Source organism: Arthrobacter glacialis (assembly GCF_002909415.1).
GTDB classification, from domain to species: Bacteria; Actinomycetota; Actinomycetes; order Actinomycetales; family Micrococcaceae; genus Specibacter; species Specibacter glacialis.
In genome coordinates, this window is sequence record NZ_PPXB01000003.1 from 287,575 (window position 1) to 305,107 (window position 17,533).

General features: G+C 57.3%; 14 protein-coding genes. 11 read left to right on the forward strand and 3 right to left on the reverse strand.

Annotated features, from left to right (window positions below):
- Nucleotides 1-23 precede the first annotated feature (23 nt).
- Entirely contained in the window at nucleotides 24-695 is a 672-nt protein-coding gene (locus CVS28_RS04965) for a zinc-binding dehydrogenase (protein WP_243399698.1), read from the reverse strand.
- A gap of 665 nt (nucleotides 696-1,360) precedes the next feature.
- Between CVS28_RS04965 and CVS28_RS04970 the strand changes: the two genes are divergently transcribed.
- The 5 genes from CVS28_RS04970 (at nucleotide 1,361) to CVS28_RS04990 (ending at nucleotide 7,269) form a co-directional block, all read left to right on the forward strand.
- Entirely contained in the window at nucleotides 1,361-2,671 is a 1,311-nt protein-coding gene (locus CVS28_RS04970; protein ID WP_103480849.1) for an ABC transporter substrate-binding protein, read from the forward strand.
- A 108-nt stretch (nucleotides 2,672-2,779) separates the two neighbouring features.
- Nucleotides 2,780-3,802, forward strand: a complete 1,023-nt coding sequence (locus CVS28_RS04975) for a carbohydrate ABC transporter permease (RefSeq protein WP_103480850.1) — start codon at nucleotides 2,780-2,782, stop codon at nucleotides 3,800-3,802.
- Nucleotides 3,799-4,710, forward strand: a complete 912-nt coding sequence (locus CVS28_RS04980) for a carbohydrate ABC transporter permease (RefSeq protein WP_103480851.1) — start codon at nucleotides 3,799-3,801, stop codon at nucleotides 4,708-4,710. Before CVS28_RS04975 ends, CVS28_RS04980 begins: the two co-directional genes overlap by 4 nt.
- A complete protein-coding gene (locus tag CVS28_RS04985) occupies nucleotides 4,707-6,185 on the forward strand; it encodes a GH1 family beta-glucosidase (protein WP_103480852.1) in 1,479 nt (492 codons plus the stop codon). Before CVS28_RS04980 ends, CVS28_RS04985 begins: the two co-directional genes overlap by 4 nt.
- A 28-nt stretch (nucleotides 6,186-6,213) precedes the next feature.
- Nucleotides 6,214-7,269, forward strand: a complete 1,056-nt coding sequence (locus tag CVS28_RS04990) for a LacI family DNA-binding transcriptional regulator (protein ID WP_243399699.1) — start codon at nucleotides 6,214-6,216, stop codon at nucleotides 7,267-7,269.
- Between the two features lie 616 nt (nucleotides 7,270-7,885).
- On the opposite strand, the gene CVS28_RS04995 is transcribed toward CVS28_RS04990, so the two are convergent.
- On the reverse strand, nucleotides 7,886-8,689 hold the full coding sequence (locus tag CVS28_RS04995; protein ID WP_103480853.1) for a hypothetical protein: 804 nt from the start codon (nucleotides 8,687-8,689) through the stop codon (nucleotides 7,886-7,888).
- 45 nt (nucleotides 8,690-8,734) lie between these two features.
- A complete protein-coding gene (locus CVS28_RS05000) occupies nucleotides 8,735-9,334 on the reverse strand; it encodes a hypothetical protein (RefSeq protein ID WP_103480854.1) in 600 nt (199 codons plus the stop codon).
- 456 nt (nucleotides 9,335-9,790) lie between these two features.
- Here CVS28_RS05000 and CVS28_RS05005 point away from each other — a divergent pair, with 456 nt between their 5' ends.
- From CVS28_RS05005 to CVS28_RS05025, 6 genes are all read left to right on the forward strand, one after another.
- Nucleotides 9,791-10,642, forward strand: coding sequence for a bacteriophage abortive infection AbiH family protein (locus tag CVS28_RS05005; protein ID WP_103480855.1), 852 nt, complete (start codon nucleotides 9,791-9,793; stop codon nucleotides 10,640-10,642).
- A gap of 1,308 nt (nucleotides 10,643-11,950) precedes the next feature.
- Entirely contained in the window at nucleotides 11,951-12,430 is a 480-nt protein-coding gene (locus CVS28_RS05010) for a hypothetical protein (protein WP_103480856.1), read from the forward strand.
- Nucleotides 12,431-13,051: 621 nt separating this feature from the next.
- The gene (locus CVS28_RS20390; RefSeq protein WP_423716383.1) at nucleotides 13,052-13,900 is read left to right on the forward strand and encodes a DUF6602 domain-containing protein; all 849 of its coding nucleotides are present in this window, start codon (nucleotides 13,052-13,054) and stop codon (nucleotides 13,898-13,900) included.
- A gap of 266 nt (nucleotides 13,901-14,166) precedes the next feature.
- A complete protein-coding gene (locus CVS28_RS05015; protein WP_103480857.1) occupies nucleotides 14,167-15,918 on the forward strand; it encodes a DUF6119 family protein in 1,752 nt (583 codons plus the stop codon).
- 341 nt (nucleotides 15,919-16,259) lie between these two features.
- On the forward strand, nucleotides 16,260-16,499 hold the full coding sequence (locus CVS28_RS05020; RefSeq protein WP_103480858.1) for a hypothetical protein: 240 nt from the start codon (nucleotides 16,260-16,262) through the stop codon (nucleotides 16,497-16,499).
- Between the two features lie 15 nt (nucleotides 16,500-16,514).
- Nucleotides 16,515-16,979, forward strand: coding sequence for a DUF2236 domain-containing protein (locus CVS28_RS05025; RefSeq protein ID WP_133159052.1), 465 nt, complete (start codon nucleotides 16,515-16,517; stop codon nucleotides 16,977-16,979).
- Nucleotides 16,980-17,533 lie beyond the last annotated feature (554 nt).

Genomic DNA, 17,533 nt, shown 5'->3' on the forward strand with positions numbered 1-17,533 from the left:
GCCCTCTCCCGCGAGAGGCGGTGCTAGTTGAGGATGAGGACGAGCTTTCCAATGGTCCCGGCGCTGAAGTCAGCCAGTGCGGCCGGGACGTCTTCCAGCCGATAGGTCCGCTGAATGCTGACGGATGATGTGCCTGCCGCCTGATTGTCAGCAAGCCGGGCCAGGATGTCCGGCGTCGGGTTCGCGACGACGGGCACCACCTCGGCGGATCCAGCAGGCACCTGATCCGGGGAGCCGATCAAGAGAGACACCAGACGGCCTCCCTTGCGCACCACGGGCAGCAAAGCCGCAAGGTCGCCGGCGAGATGGACGACGGCGTCGACCCCGTCAGGATGGCGGGCCAGCACCGAGGCGGCCACGTCCTCGCGGTAATCCACCGTCTCCGCCGCGCCGAGCGTGGAAACATGGGCCTTTCCCGCGGCGGTGTGAAATGTGGCGATCACCCGGACCCCGGCGGCGCTGGCAAGCTGGATCGCCTGGCTGCCCACCCCGCCGGTGGCGCCGACAATCAGGACGGTGGATCCGGAGGGCGGTCCGGCGGCGGCGAGCGAATCCATGGCGGCGGTCCCGGCCAGGCCAAGTGTGGCACCCTCCGCGAAGCCCACATTATCCGGCAGCTTCGCCAGTCCCACAGCGACGGGGACCGTGACGAAATCACCAAAGGTACCATCGCCCAGGAAAGACTTGGTCACCACGCCAAAGACGCGGTCCCCCACCGTCTAGCCGTTGACGGCGGCCGCACTCACCCGGACGCGGACTTCGCCCTCAGCGGGTTCAGGGGTGTCGATGTCGATGAGGGCCGGGGCGGATCCAAACCCGGGAAGGACTACTGCACGCGTGGGCTTTCTCCTAGGGCTATTGCTTCTTGCAGGTGGCAACTGTGGGTTGATGGCCGGCTGGGATCTATTCTTTCGGCGAATGTGGGTGGCGGCAAACAAAACCTTGAAGCGGCGGCGCCACAGCGACAAACGGGGTCAGGATCCAGGCTGCTGAGCATGGCTGCTGAGCTACCAAAACCTGGGCGGGGTTCAACGCCTTGCCCGCGCTGCCACAAGAGGAGCCTCCCCAGTACAGGCAATATGTGACCCGGGTTACAACGATTCGGTAACGGCGCCGCGGCAGATTCCCCATAATATGCGAAAATCGTGGGATCGCTTCCACGGCGGTCATTCGCTTCCCTTGACAGCGCTCCCACACCCATTGCAGGATGGGATCATCTTCGTGGAAGCGCTCCCGCATCTCGATCAGAGTGTTGTTCAATCACACCTTGTTTCGTTGATGCGACGCCATGCTCGTCAGCGCTTTGAAGGATCTTTATCGGGACAGACAACAAGGTCAGTCCCACGACAAAGGAGTCAACATGCGTTTACATACCCGCAGGAATTGGGCCGCGGTAGCTTCCCTGGCCACAATTGCTTTGCTTGCTTCAGGATGTACCAGCACCGATACGCCTTCAGCGGACGCTGAAGCAGGCGGGGATGTCACTCTCACCATTGCGACGTTCAATAACTTTGGTTACACCGATGAACTCCTCAAGGAGTACACCGATGCCAACCCGAACGTCACCATCAAGCACCAGCAGGCTGCCACCGCCCCGGATGCACGCACCAACCTCACCACCCGCCTAGCAGCAGGAGGGGAAGGACTCGCCGACATCGAGGCCATCGAGATTGACTGGATGCCGGAGCTTTCTCAGCTCCCGAACGCATTCCAGGACTTGGCTTCCGCTGAGGTCGAAGGACGCTGGCTTCCTTGGAAGGAAGATCAGGGACGCACCACGGACGGCACCCTGATCGGCTATGGAACCGACATTGGGCCCCAGGCTGTCTGCTACCGCGAAGATCTAGTCAAGGCTGCAGGCCTGCCTTCCGATCCTGCAGGATTCGCCGAATTCCTCGGTGGCAAGGACGCCACGTGGGACGATTACTTCAAAGCTGGTCACACCTTTGCAGACAAGTCCGACAGCGCCTGGTTCGACTCCGCCAACGCCGTCTACCACAGCATGGTTGGCCAGGTTGCGAACGCCTATGAAGATCCCAAAACCAGTGAGCCCATCAAGCTCGCGGACAACAAGACCATCAAGGATCTGTTCACGAAGGTGTTGAGCGAATCTCCTGATCTCTCTGCTGGCCTGACCCAGTGGGAAGCCGATTGGGATTCCGCATTCCAGAAAAACGGATTCGCAACCATGTTGTGCCCCGCTTGGATGACCGGCCCCATCGAAGAGCGTGCTGGTGGAGTCACGGGTTGGAACATCGCTGATGTCTACCCCGGCGGCGGCAGCAACTGGGGTGGCTCGTTCCTGACGGTGCCCGCTTCCGGCAAGAACACTGTTGAAGCCCAGAAGCTCGCTACGTGGCTGACCGCGCCGGAGCAGCAGACCAAGGCCTTCGAAAACGCTGGCACCTTCCCGAGCCAGATCGAGGCACAAAGCTCACAGGCTCTCCTGGATTCCAAGAATGATTTCTTCAACAACGCTCCGACCGGCCAAATCTTCTCGGCCCGGGCGATTGCCCTCAATGAATCAGCACAGATCTTCCGCGGCCCGAACTACTTCGCGATCCACACGGCCGTACAAAACGGGATCACTCGTGTGGACGTGAACAAGTCTCAAGATGCTGAGGCCTCCTGGAATGGCGTGCTGTCCGAATTCTCAGAGCTCGGCTTCTGACCTCATCATTCCTGAGCTCGCCTAGGCGAGATTCGCTGCTTCGCTCGGGCGCCGTCGAGGTATCCACGGCGCCCGGCACAGCTCACCAATCTTCCGAAGGAATCTTTCATGTCAGTCCAAACGACTCCTAAGCCTGTGCTTGAGAAGGAGAAGGATCCCCGCCGAATCGCGTTCAGTCAGAAGCGCGGCAAGTGGGACGTCCAGCTTTCCCCCTACCTGTATATTTCACCGTTCTTCATACTTTTCGCCATCACGGGGCTCTTCCCTCTTGTTTACACGGCTTACGTTTCGGTTCATGAATGGCACCTGTTGCTCGGACAGGGAGAATTCGTTGGACTGCAAAACTATGTGGATGTTTTCAACCAGCCCACCTTCTGGAAGGCGCTGCGCAACACTTTCTCGATCTTCCTGCTCTCTTCAGTCCCGCAGGTCATCGTCGCGCTTTTGCTCGCGGCGGTACTCAATGCCAACCTTCGCGCCAAGACGTTCTGGCGCATGGGTGTTCTTTTGCCCTACGTTGTTGCCCCAGTTGCCGTTGGCCTCATCTTCTCGCGCCTTTTCGGCGACCAGTACGGCTTCATCAACGCCATCGTAGAAGCCCTCGGCATGGACCCGATCGCTTGGCATTCCGATGTCATCCCCAGCCACATCGCCATCGCCAGCATGGTGAACTTTCGGTGGACCGGCTACAACACCCTGATTTTCCTTGCCGCAATGCAGACCATCCCCAGGGAACTCTATGAGGCTGCGATCATCGACGGCGCTGGACGATACCGGCAGTTTATTTCCATCACCGTTCCTCAGCTGCGCGCCACCCTGATCTTCATCATCGTGACCGCCACCATTGGTGGCCTGCAAATCTTCGACGAGCCGCGTGTCTTCGACGCCGCTGGCACCGGTGGTGCGAGCAAACAGTGGATTACCGTGACGATGTACCTCTACGACCTCGGTTGGGGCAACCAAAAGAACTTCGGTCGAGCCTCAGCCGTCGCGCTGATCCTGTTCTGCATCATCATTTTGATCGGCATCATCAACTTCGCCATCACCCGCCGCATCTCGGACTCCGGCAGCACACGAGCCGGCAAGAACAAATCTAAACCCACTATCTCCAAAGCAACGAGGACAAAATGACTTCGCTTCCCGTCATTGCCCAGACCTCCGGTAAGGGTGCTGCGCGTTCAGCTGCACGCAAACGTCGCCGCCAAGCTGGCGGTGCCGACCGCCGTCCAGGGTGGGTCACCTACGCAATCCTCGGCGCTGTCCTGCTCATCTCGATCTACCCGCTCTACTACACATTCTTGCTGGCCTCCTCGGACCAGCTCACGATCTCGAAGACTGCAATTCCGAGCCTGATCCCTGGTGGGGAACTGTTCGCGAACTTCCAACGCATTTTGGCCTCGGACATCCCGCTTTTGAAGGGTTTGCTGAATTCCACGATCGTCGCTGTTCTGCAGTCCTTGTCGGTCGTCATCTTTTCGACTTTGGCCGGCTTCTCCTTTGCGAAGTTGCGTTTTAGGGGCCGTGGACCGCTCTTGGTTTTTGTTATTGCCACCATGGCGGTGCCCACCCAGCTCGGCGTGATTCCGCTCTTCGTCGTCATGTCCAACATCGGCTGGTCCGGAAAGCTAGTCGCCGTCATCGTGCCCGGCATGGTGACAGCGTTCGGAGTTTTTTGGATGACCCAGTACCTCGAGAACGCACTCCCCTACGAACTGATCGAAGCCGCCAGGGTCGACGGCGCTTCCATGATTCAGACGTTCTGGCACATTGCGCTACCCGCTGCCCGTCCCGCGGCCGCGATGCTCGCCTTATTCACTTTTATCGGCAGCTGGACCAACTTCTTCTGGCCCTCGATTATTCTCACCAATCAAAACCCGACCCTGCCCATGGTGGTACGCCAATTGCAGGCGGGCTATTTCCAGGATTACTCGCTCATCATGGCCGGCGTAATCCTGTCGACGATCCCGTTGGTCGTCGTGTTTATCTTCGCGGGCAAGCAGCTCGTCACCGGAATCATGGCAGGAGCAGTCAAGGGATGACCAGTAATTTGAACCTCAACAGCAGCGCAGGGATCGTGTTCCCAGAGGGTTTCCTTTGGGGAGCTGCCACGGCAGCGTTTCAGGTCGAGGGCGCAAGCCAGCAAGATGGCCGCAAGGACTCTGTGTGGGACACGTTCGCCCGAGTTCCGGGCGCCGTTCTGGGTGGCGACAACGGAGATGTAGCCTGCGATCAATACAACCGTTATGAAGACGATGTTGCCTTGATGAAGTCGTTGAATCTGGACGCGTACCGGTTCTCCATTTCATGGGCCCGGGTACGTCCGGATGCAGTTTCGGGGCCCGCCGGAGTCAACCAGCTCGGCGTCGACTACTACTCACGCCTGGTTGATGAACTGCTCGCCAATGACATTCTGCCCTGGGTGACCTTATTCCATTGGGATCACCCGGCCGCTTTGGAAGATAACGGGGGCTGGGCCAACCGCGACTCGGCCTACCGTTTCACCGAGTACGCGTTGACCATGCATGAGGCTCTCGCTGACCGTGTATCCATTTGGACTACTCTCAACGAGCCGTGGTGCTCATCGTTCCTCAGCTATGGTGCCGGCGTTCATGCTCCCGGTAAACGGTCTTACCCGGATGCGCTTGCTGCCGCGCATCACCAGATGCTCGGACATGGTCTTGTCACGCAGGAAATCCGGAAGCGCCAGCCGGAAGCGAACCTTGGGATTACCCTCAACTTCACAGTCGCCGATCCGGTAGATCCCAGCAACCCGCAGGACGTTGATGCAGCACGCCGCATCGACTGCCAAATGAACAGGGTCTTCACCGACCCGATTCTCTTGGGTGAATACCCCAAGGATCTGTTCACTGACTTGGCAGATGCAGGGCTCGGCGGCGTTCTCGAATCGTGCATCAAGGACGGCGATCTGGAGACTATCTCTGCTCCAATCAACACGCTTGGCGTGAACTATTACCACGGCGAGGAAGTTTCCTACCGTGAGTATCCTGACGCCGTCGACGGCAGCGCACCGGTCGCCCGAACCACCCAGTCACCCTTTCCCGCTGCGGAAGGTGTCAAGGTTCGCAACCGCGGACTGCCGATGACTGACCAGAACTGGGAGATCCAGCCCGAAGGTTTGACCAGGCTCCTCACTCGCCTGCAAAAGGACTACACCGGCCCCAAGGGCATCGCTTTGTACGTCACGGAAAACGGTTGCGCCTTCGACGACGTCCCGGACGAAAACGGCTATGTCGATGACCAGAACCGGCTAAACTTTTATGACAGTCACCTTCGGGCGATCAAGGACGCACTCGATGCTGGTGTTGATGTCCGCGGCTACTTCGCATGGTCCCTTCTGGATAATTACGAATGGGCCTGGGGTTATAGCAAACGTTTTGGCATTGTCGGAGTCGATTTCGAAACCCAGAAACGTACTGTTAAAGCTAGCGGCCATTGGTACGGGCAGGTCGCCAAGGACAATGCGGTTCCCGCCGTACTGGAAACAGTAAAGTAACCAGCAACATCACTGGAAAGTTAGCTTTGTGATCATACCGAACCGAAATTTGCTCGCAGAGACCCCGCCGCCAACTCTCGATGAGGTAGCGGCAGCCGCCGGAGTCTCCCGTTCGACCGCGTCTCGCGCGATCAACGGGGGGCTCCGGGTCTCCCCCGAGGCCCAGGCATCTGTTGACGCTGCAGCGAAGCTACTGGGATATATCCCCAACCGTGCGGCGCGCTCCTTGGTCACTCGCCGCACTGATTCAATCGCTTTGGTTATTCCGGAGCCCGACGAGCGGGTACTTTCGGATCCGTTCATCGGCGCCACTTTGCGTGGCATCAGTGCTGCGCTCGCCCCGACAGATATGCAGCTGGTTCTTTTGCTTGCCCGCCCGGATGAGGACGGGGGACGGATCGCGAAGTACCTGCGCAGCGGGCACGTCGATGGTGCCGTTATCGTCTCGCACCACCGTCAAGACGGACTGGAAGATGCTGTCCTTGGCTCGCGTATTCCTGCTGTTTTTGTGGGCCGCCCCTTCCACGATGCAGATCTGCTGCATTACGTTGACGTCGACAGCGTCGCTGCTGGCCGACTGGCGACCCAGCACCTCATTGACCTTGGCCGCCGTCGTATTGCCCACATCGCAGGGCCGCAGGACATGACCGCAGGATTGGACCGCGCAAAAGGCTGGCGCGAGGCCCTGCAGGGTGCAAATCTGTCGTCGGATCTGATTGTCCAGGGTGACTTCACAACCGCGGTCGCCTACCAGGCCATGACCGATCTGCTACGCCAAGATCCCGACATCGATGCCTTGTTCGTGGCATCGGATCTCATGGCGGTTGGCGCACTGACTGCGCTGCGGGAGCATGGAAAATCCGTGCCTCATGATGTTGCCGTTGTTGGCTTTGATGATCTGGGCGCTGCCGCGAATGCCAGTCCCCCGCTGACCACTGTGCGCAACCCCGTGGTCGAGATGGCCACATCAGCGGTTGAGCAGCTGCTGCATCTTCTGGGCCAGGGCGCGGCGTTCAGTGAAATCCCTGATCCGCTGGTCCTCGCCCCCGAGCTCGTTGTCCGGGCCAGCACTCGCGCCAACTGACGGCGTAGCGTTTCCATGTAGCAGACGTTGTTCGTTTGAATGCCTGGTCCCAATCACAAGGAATTAGAACGATGACCATCCCGGCACGGCTCCTGACTCTCCCGTTCCGGGCCTCTGGGCCTCTGTCGGATTCGAACCGACGACCCCCGCTTGACCGACAAAGGGCTATTTTGAGTTGCCCATAGGCAGTTTTGGCCTTTTTCTATATGGCCCGACTGGAACAACGAGTGGTACTAAATACTCTCCACTTTGCAGTGATATGGATGAGTTTTGTATGACGTGGTGGGAATTCCCGCCCGACCGCTGGACGGCTCGCGCATGGCCAGTAAACCATCGCATCGTTCTTGTCATTTTACTCTTGAATCGACACGTATCAGCATGCGAGCCGCTCTATTCACGAAACAGATCTTCAGGGTCCTGACACGGGCGTGCTCGTTGGTTTGCACGCCTCACGCTGATCATGGACACGTTGCGGCCATCGATAGGACCGTTGGCTCCACAGGCGAAAGCACGACCAGAAAATCGGCGGCATGATTCCCGGGACGGTTCATGCCCCACCGTGGCTGCATGATGCGCTAAGAACGGCCGGAGCACATGGCCCCGGCCGTTGCTGGACTCAGTTCGCGGTCGGACCGCCGGCGCGAAGGAAGCGCACAATGGCTTCAGCCTCGGCACCGCCGATCTCCTTGCTAATTGCAGCGCCCAATTCGGCCCACGTTGCTGGCTTCCAGATAAACTTGGCTTTTTCCTGAAGCTTGAAAGCGACATCGTAGCCCGGGATCCTATTTTTATCTGCTGAGTAGAGACCTCTGCGACCCCAGGGCCCCACATTGTCGACGTCAGGGTTACCCTCCCCGAGCCACACGAAACGAACGCCCTTCGCGGAGTCCAGGCGTTTGTCTATGCACCCGTGGGGGTAGCAGATTGCTTGGCTTGAATATGGCAAATGGCCGTCCTCATGGCGGTCCTTCTCCTTGGTGAAGCCGCAGTAGCCGTTGCCGGCATTTACCCATGCACCGTACTTGGCCTCAACCGCGACAACCGGTAGCCAATGCTGACTTCCAGGGGACGGTACCTGGTCATCGTTACGGTCAACGACCACAAGATCAATGCTCCTTCGGGCCTTAGTGACGGAATCGTCCCGGAACTCCCCTCCGGAAATCAATTGCAACTGGGATCGGTAGTCCTTGTCGAAATCTGCCCCGGCCACAGCGCAGAGGTATTCGATAACTACCTGCTCTAGCCGTCCGGTAAACATCGTCATGAACGTCGTTACTTGCGATTCGATGGCATGATTTCTTTCGCCGCCCAGCAGGAGCTGGTCGAACCGCTCCAGCTTTCGACGATGCTTCTTGACGGTGTCAGAATGGAGAAGTTCCTTCTCGACCAGATACTCGATGGTGATTTCTGTGCTGTCCATTTTTTCTTCCTTTGATTAAGTTGAGGCGTGTTGGTTTCTCGTTTGCTAGAGCCACATGACTGAGCCGCCGGCACGTGGTTCGTACCGTTTCCCAACCAAGCTTTGAGCGAAGAGCAGGTCCTCATCAGATGAGCTCTCCTGGAATGATTTCTGGAAGGACCGCAGATCGCTTGTGAGTCGGCCCAGCAGCTCGAGCTCGAAGCGGGCTTTTCGGGAATCCCCAGACGGGACGGCCTTGATCACCTTAGTGACGCCGGTGATAACCCCGCCGAGCCCGACAAGCAGGTAGCCAACCTTGACGATGCGTTCCGGGCCGGCGCCGGTCCAGTCGCCGCACTGGGCGTTCAGCCAGTCTTCATCGCTGAGCGCCGGAGCATCTCCCCACCACTTGCGCCAGTTGGGATCTTCGACCGCTGCTTCGGCCGGTGCCGTCTGGACCAGAGGGATCTGCTTGCCCGCGGAGACGAAGTCAGCCCTGCGGATCGGCTCCAAGGAAGACATCGACAGGTCTTGCAGATAACCGGCGTCTAGGAGCTTGGCGATGTTACGGCGGGCAGTTCCGAGGTGTGACGCCGCAGCGTTCGGCGTGAGCACCTCATCGATGAACGGTGCAGCGGGAGTGAAGGTGAATTCCGGGATGGTCATTTCTTCCTGCTTTCAGTGTTGTTATTGTAACCATATACAACAATGTGCACATGTGTCAATGACTCAGTGAGCGTTCATCTGTACGCCACACACATATTCATGGCACATCCGTTTCAAATAGCGACGCCCTCACAAGTATCGCCATTGACGCCCGCCATCCGCGAGTCCGCATAGGGGCAGACCAACAGCCAGGATCGCTGGTCGACAATGAGGGATGGTGTTGGCTTGGGGACTGCCCCGGGTTTCCTTGGCTCTCTTTCGGCACACCTCGGTACGAGTTGCTTCATGAGCCCGGAACGGATCGCCGAATGTGCAGCGCACGCGAGTGGGCCGAATAGCTGGCCCGAACTCGACGAGCCCACAAGGGTCGGCTCGTGTAAGCGGGTCCATGAATTCACCGTCGCGCATAGCGTGTATGCTTCACCTCTGGTGGCCGGGCGTGCAAAGGGGTGTTGAGTGTCGACCTTGTTTGTGTTCGGCAATGGTTTCGACCTGCAGCATGATCTGCCGACCAGGTACGACCCTGACCTGAAAATACTTGCCATCGCAGCGGAGCGATTCTCCGGGGAATGGGAGAGCTATAGTGTTGGAGGCGATCTCTGGTCAGACGTGGAAGAGCAACTTGCATACCCCGATGTCGACCTGGTCTTGGAGCACTTGGGCGCGTTCAGCCCGGATCTCTTGTCGGATCGGGAGAGCGACCGGGACGGGATCATTCACGAAGCGGAACAGCTCCTCACTTTTCCCTTAGAAGAATTCGCACAAAACGCAGACGACAAGCTCGAGGATGTTCTGCCGAAGGCGATGTTCAGCGACTTGTTCGGCCCAGATGACTATTTTCTGACGTTCAACTACACCCACACTCTTCAACATCTATACGACGTAGATCCTTCGCGGATCCTGCACCTGCACGGAGAGGTTGGGGTGAGCCGACTCATCCTTGGCTACGCACCTGGCTCGCTTACGGGGACTGAGATCTTGCGCCAGTACGATGACGAGGAGAATTACGAGTACTATCATTCGAAGGCTTACGGGGCGTTTGCACAACTCCTGGCTGGCTTCGAAAAGGAATACCAGCACGAGGCCGTGATTCAGTTCATCAATCAGATTGCGCAGCCCCCGAATCGAATCTTCGTATACGGACACTCCTTCGGAAGCGTCGACAGGCCGTACTTCGAGCAATTGGTGCGGAGTTTCAAGGATGTGCCTTGGACGGTTTGCGCATACAACGATGACGCACTCGATGACGTCTGCAGCGCTCTGGATGCCTATGCTTTGGGGATCGTACGCGAGCGTCACGTCTTGTGAAAGCGGAGGGATTCGCACGCGTGTCAGCCGCCTTCGGCTCGTCGACCATCCCGAGCGCGTTGCTTTCGAGCAGAGATCCCGCGCGGGACTCATCTAGCCCCTACCCGCCCTTGGACACTCCCTCGAGGCGGAGAGCAAGAGAATCGACAACGTGTTCGAGCGACCTGCGGACAACTGGCGAAGCAGTCTAGTTCCCATGGAATCAAGGGACTCGACGGCCACGGATGGAGTGTGGTGCACTTATGGGCATCCCGACTTTGGTCCCGCTGCGCGGGAGTCGTATTCGTGACCTCAACCTCGCCGCGCCGTCTTGTATCCCTTGGGTTTCGAGGCACTCAGGTCATGAGACAGTTGCCATGGAAGGCAGTCGGCAAATAGCGGAACATGAACAGTCCCGGGAATCATGCCGCCCCTAACAACAAGAGGCATGGATCGGAGCATTGATCCCCACGGCACCACGACAAGGCCATCTACCCGATCAGACTCACTCAAAGTACGCGGGCACTGTGACCAGGTACTCCATTCGAACCGAAACAGTAAGAGGGCCGGGAACCCTGTCATTCGAACCGTTATTGCCAGCTGGAATATACGGGCGAAATTGTGCGATCCAGTTCAGGCTGAAAACTATCGCCGCAGGTCAGAGGCATATTTGGCGCCTGACACTTATCAATAGTTATCAACGTTCCTTAGCCCCGCTTGATCTACAAAGGGCCATTTTGGGTTGCCGGTGGTCCGTTTTGACCTGTTCCTGCATGGGACGATTGCAACAACGAGTGATACTAAACACTCTCCACTTTGCACTAATAAGGATGAGTTTTGTGTGACGTGGTGGGAACTCCCGCCCGGCTGATGTACGCCCTCAGCCAAATCAATCAAACCTCAATACTCCACTTTTCATTTTACTCTTGAATCGCCGCTATCCGCTCTGACGTCGTCAAGCTCAAAATCCAGCTAGGGTACACGCCCATGGTTTCTCGCAAGTTGATTCTGAACGGTTTGCGTCCTTGGGTCGTCCTGGTTGACCACGCGCGTCAACGCTAGTGAAACAGCTGCGCCAGACCCGGGGCGGTTCAATCTCCGCAGTTGAATCAACGCACACCCCCTGCGCTACAGCCCAGGGGGTGTTTTTTCTGACAAAAATCACCTCCACGCCAACAGAGGCAACATGGCTTAGTTGCCTCTTTCGGGTTGCATGTGTATATTTGAAATTGTTGAGAGGAAACTTGCAAGAGTTGCCTCTCTGTAGGGCAAGAAGTCGATCGCAACCACAAGAGCTGCGAAGAGGCCCGGAAATGAAAAGGATCAACAATGAGCTATCCAAATCGCGGCGAGGCCCGTGAAACCTTCATTAATCTTGCCCGAATGACAACGCCTCCGGGGATCAGCATTGAACCCTCACCTTTGACCCTCACGCAGGGTGATGATGTGTATGCCTTGTCAATCACTAGTCGAACCTCGGCTACTGACTCACGGCAGATACCCATCACGCAAGCTGCCGTGGAAAAGGCAATTGGGGCCTCCCCGGATGCCAACGGGGCAGCACTGCTATTTACCTGGATTGTTGCCAATAATGCCATCGGCATGGTCGCCCTGACGGTCGAGCAGCATGATGAGCTGGCCAAGTACGTCAACAGTGGATTTTCGACGACCATCCGTGACAACGGGCAAAAGTATTACTACCTGCAGCGCGCTGTACCGGGCTCTGAAGAAATGGCCGCGTTCGCTGAGCTGGAAACCCAGGGGAAAATTTTGTTCTATACCTCACTTCAGAACAGCTTCAAGGCCTAGCTGGCGCCTTGTACCTGGCACCCCTGTCGGTCCCGTCCACACACGTGGCGGTGATCAACGGGGGTGTTATTGTGCCCTGTCTAAACTGCCTTTAAAAAACATCGAGATCCGCAGGTAGCCCAGCAAAACTGAGCCCGAGTGTGGCGTCAGGCTGCCAAAGAGGATGCCCACAGCGAGTTCAACGAGCTCGTCCAGGAGCAGCGTGATCTAGCTGCCTAAGAGGCTCGGCAGTCAGCACTGTTAACGCCAACCGAAAATAGGGCCGATAGCGCTATTTGAAAACAGGGTCGTTGGTTGTGCCTGCTATGTACGGTCCGGACACAAACGTTCAGAACATGTGGCTCACCTTGCGACCCCCTGCACCCATAACTTAGCGATCCTCCGGGTCAGAAGCTTCCATCCCCCGCATTCACTGCTCTGGTTACGACGTTCGATTCTTGTGCAATGGGAACGGCCCGGGATTAGGATCGACGCATGACTAACGAGCCAGAGCCACCCCAGCAGGGAGAGCAAAACCGGGCATCGGCACACCTTGAATGGCTCGCAAAGGTCAGCGAAGACATTCAGGCGGAGTACCTCGCCTTGTACCAACGTCTGTCGGCGGGACCACAGAACATTCAGATGGCAGGGCACAGCGGGGAGGACTCGTGGATCAGGCTCCTTCAAGACTGGCTCCCGCCCCACTACGAGGTGGCCAAACGCAAGTACATCGTCCCCGAGGTAGGGGATTACAACCCCAAAGAAACCGACATCGTCATCCTCCGCCCGGGATATCCCAAAAGTCTGCGCAGCCGAACTGATATACTTGCGTCAGGCGTTGCTGCAGCATTCTCGGTCAAGTTATCACTGGATTCCTCTGGAATCCGCGAGGCGGCATTCGAAGCATCGCAATTGAGGCGCGCAATATATTCTCGCGATGGTGATCCTCGGTCTGAGCTCCAAAGCCCAGTTGCGTTTGGGATCTTAGCTCACACACATAGTTGGCGGGGTCGAAATTCTAGGCCTGCGTACAACGTTCTTAGCAATCTAAGTAGCTTTGACCGACAGTACTCCCAACATCCGAGAGAGACCCTCGACTTCACCTGCATCGCTGACCTAGGCACGTGGACCAAACATATAGTTCCCTATCATGGCCCGAACATGCGGCAATTTCGCCATGAAGCGCAATGGGCAAACTACACAAATGGATTCGTTGAAACTTCAGTTTCCGCAGGCCCTAGTCCATACGATGGACGCCCTCCCACTCCGCCCATTGCAAGATTCCTGGCGGCTCTTTATCGCAGGCTGGCACAGACTGATCCAGAGCTTTCAGCATTGGCTGATGGCTTCCTCTACAACCAGTCCGGGGGCCCGACCACTGGATTCCGACGAATCTGGGATGTCAAAGACGTCTACTCTCCGCATGTTCTCGACAAGATCCCGTTCACTCCAGGACCGCCCAATTCACGATGGGCACAATTCTATTCGTAGATTGTGCGCTGGAGCCCGTGGGGTGGTCTGTCCCGGATTTGCTTGACTATCACCCAAAACCGGGTCAGTCCCCAACGACCGCCTTCATTCCGCCCTGGAGCATCAAACGCCAGAGGAATACGAGCAGCCCTACTATGATTTACAAATCGGCTCTTTACCCGACGACGCCGCCCACAAAACGGCGGCATGATTCCCGGGGCGATTCAATCTGCGCCGACCTACGAACACGTGGGCTACGATAGCGCGAAGGGGGTATTGAATCGACAATGGACGATCACAAGGTTTCTCGCAAGACAAGTCACGAGTCTCGCATGACGCTGTATCGGCTGACTGGGCTAAGAAATCTCAAGGACGCAATCCGCGAGAAATATCTTGAATCCGAAGGCTTTACCGAACAGAGCGTTACCGTGGGTGATCGAGCCGCACTCCTCATCACCGGAAAGACAGATGAAAAAGACCCCGGGTGGAGCAAGGTACTCGCCGGAATCAGCGGCAAGCCCGTAGTCCTAAAAAACTCCGTGGCCGCTGCCGCCCTCATTATCGAAGACAGCAGGGGCCCTGAGCCATCCACTACTGATCCCCACGCCCATGTCGGTTCCGATGAGAACCTAGAACTCACAGCGTGGGCGCTAACCTTTGGCATGGGGTTTCAACTGCTTGATCAGCGTCACGTTGACAACGGTTTCGGTCAGCGAATAGCTGTCCGTTGCGCTGATCCCTTAGGGCTGAACTCCATCAGCAAAACGACGCTCGATGAGCGTCCTCGTATCGAGCGATCAACCATTCCTTCGGGTGCGCCGCTGCGAAGCTTCGGTTTCCAAGACCTGGGCGACCTTGCCACGCGTCTCGTCGTCGACGGACGAGTCGATGGGATCGGAACTACAACCAGAGCTGTTAAAATTCGCGGTGCAGATGCATTGAGCCTGCCCCTGTCTAAGGAAGCTGACCGCCTCATACGCGACCTCGACCAGGTCAAGGCTGCCTTGGCCAAGAAGCCTGCTACTGAAGAACTGGCTGCGCTCGAACAACTTGCGCAAGTGAAAGACAAAGACAAAATTGCAGAACTCGATGCAAAACTTATGGAAGCCATTGGTGCAGACGATAGCCCGCTACTGACATTGTCCTTCCCTCACGAGCTGATTGACGAGTATGGATCCGTCGGAGCATACAAACTTTTGGGCACTCGCGAACGTAAGGCGCGCGACTACCTACCGACCCTTCAAGACATACTCGAACCTGTTAGAGAAGTTGTTGGAGTCGAGCGGCTACAGAAACTCGATCGCCTGGCAGTTCTTCTTTTCGAGAACGCCGATGATGACGCTCCGAGTAGTCCGAAAATCCCGGCCAAGAAGTGGCTCGCGTTCCAGACTGAACTGGAGGAAAGAAGATTCTTCCTCCACAACGGTCGTTGGTTTCTAATGGACCGGGCATATGCCGAAGTTGTAAAACGTCGAACCCGCGCAATTTTCGACCGCGGTCCCTACCTAAGTGAGCTGCCCGATTGGGAGTTGGTAGAGGTTCCCGGCGACGAAAAGGAACAGAAGAAACGAAATGCGGAGCTCAGTTATAACCAGAAGCTAGCGCAGTCGCTCGGCGGCCTGTGTCTTGATCAGAAGCTCGTCAGAAGTGAAATCCACAAGCACGGAATCGAAGCTTGCGACGTGCTCCTCAATGATGGAACGTTCATCCACGTCAAGCATGTAGATGCTTCTTCCCCAGCCAGTCACCTGCTGGCTCAAGCGCTTGTATCGACGGAGGTTCTCACCTACGACAAAACCGCACAAAGCAACCTCGCTGCGCGGATCTCAGAACAGGGAGGCGCCCCCGAAGAGTTCCAGCTCAAGCCTTCACGAGTTGTGATCGTAATGGCACGTGAAGGAAAACTTCTAGATGCGGACTCGCTCTTCACATTCACGCAGGTGAATCTATCTCGGCAGGTCGCCCAGCTCGAGCAGCAACACGTCGACGTATTCATCGCACCAATCTTGCGTACTCGCCAATTGGTTTCCAAAGAATGAACCTGTTGAAGTAGGTCGCGTAGACCACGGCCCTCGGTTTTTGTCTGGGTCAGGCAAGATGTACTGAACCGTTCCAGGTCTCATGCCGCTCACGGACAAGAGTTCAGTATTGTTGTGCGCATCGTATTAGACACACCTACAAGCCTCCCGTCTCCCAATGAGTTTTGACGAATAGGGCTGAGGAACACGCGCCGGAGATTTCACGAGCGCTATATAGGATTCGCGTCGTTGTCTAGTCAGCCGTCCACTTGGAGTTCTAGGAAACAACCCACTTCTTCTGCCGGCGGCCGCCAGTACAGGGAGACGTAGGTGACAACAGAGACGGGAGGTTTTCAGTGCCCATGAACCCCAGCCTCACCGCGTCCGCCCGCCACCAGTCGGCGGCCGCCGCTGCAAATTGGGAATCCATGTACCGCCCGATGGTCCTCTATGACCTCGCCGCGGACACCGAGCTCGGCTTCTTCCTCGCCTACTACCGCAACTTCGCCATCCCCAGCATCGCCATCACCCTGCAGCACAACGGCGAAATCATCGAACGCCCCATGAAGCGCTCCCACGACACCGCCATCGTCACCTACTAGCTCATCACCTGCGGCTTGAACAGCGACCGTGGCCGCCACATGATCCGCCTCCTCAACCACGCCCACCGCCACGTCCCCGGCAACCAGGACTTCTTCCTCTACGTTCTCCTCACCCTGCTCGTCGTCCCCATCCGCTGGGCACGCGCACATGCCTGGTGGGCACCAATACCGGCAGAGGAAACCGCAGCAACCCGCTTCTGCCAGGAGCTTGGCACTCGCACGAACATCGCCGGCATCCCCACAAAATTCCAACACGCAGAACAATTCTTCGACAGCTACGAGCACGACAACATCGTGGACTCCCCCGCCGGCGCACAGCTGATGGCAAGCACTCTCCAAGTCCGGAGATCCAGGCTGCCTGCCCCCACCCGGCCGTTCACCAGAACGATGTTCGCCGCCATGTTCGACGACGAGCACCTCACCGATGCCCTCGGCCTCCTGCCTGGCAACGCAATAATTTGCTGTGAAACCAGAAGGTAAAGAATGGACCGTCTTGGCCACGCCCGAGTAAATACCTTCGCCCAACCATCCTGTGCTGGACTGCTCCAGACCCGGCCCATTCAGCAAATGAATGAGTAGAACAGACCGGATCCCGCACGATACCTACGGAGCAACATGAGACAAGGTCAGCGCACTCTCGGCAAACCGGGCCACTGGACATTCGAACCGATATTACTTGTCGGGATAGGCAGTCTAAATTCTCCGGTCCAATGCATGCAGAAAAACGTCGTCGCAGGTCAGGGGCACATTCGGCGCCTGACACTTATCAATAGTTTTCAACGTTTTACTCCCCGCTTCACCAACAAGCGGCCATTTTGAGTTGCCTATAGGCCCTTTTGGCCTGTTCCTGCATGGGGTGATTGCAACAATGAGTGATACTAAATACTCTCCACTTTGCACTGATAAGGATGAGTTCTGTATGACGCGGTGGGAACTCCCGCAGGACTGCTGCGCGGCCTCGAGTTTGGCAAGTCAGCCACGAATGCTCTGCTCCTAATTTTACTCCTGATTCATCCAGGCTGCCCGACGGGTTA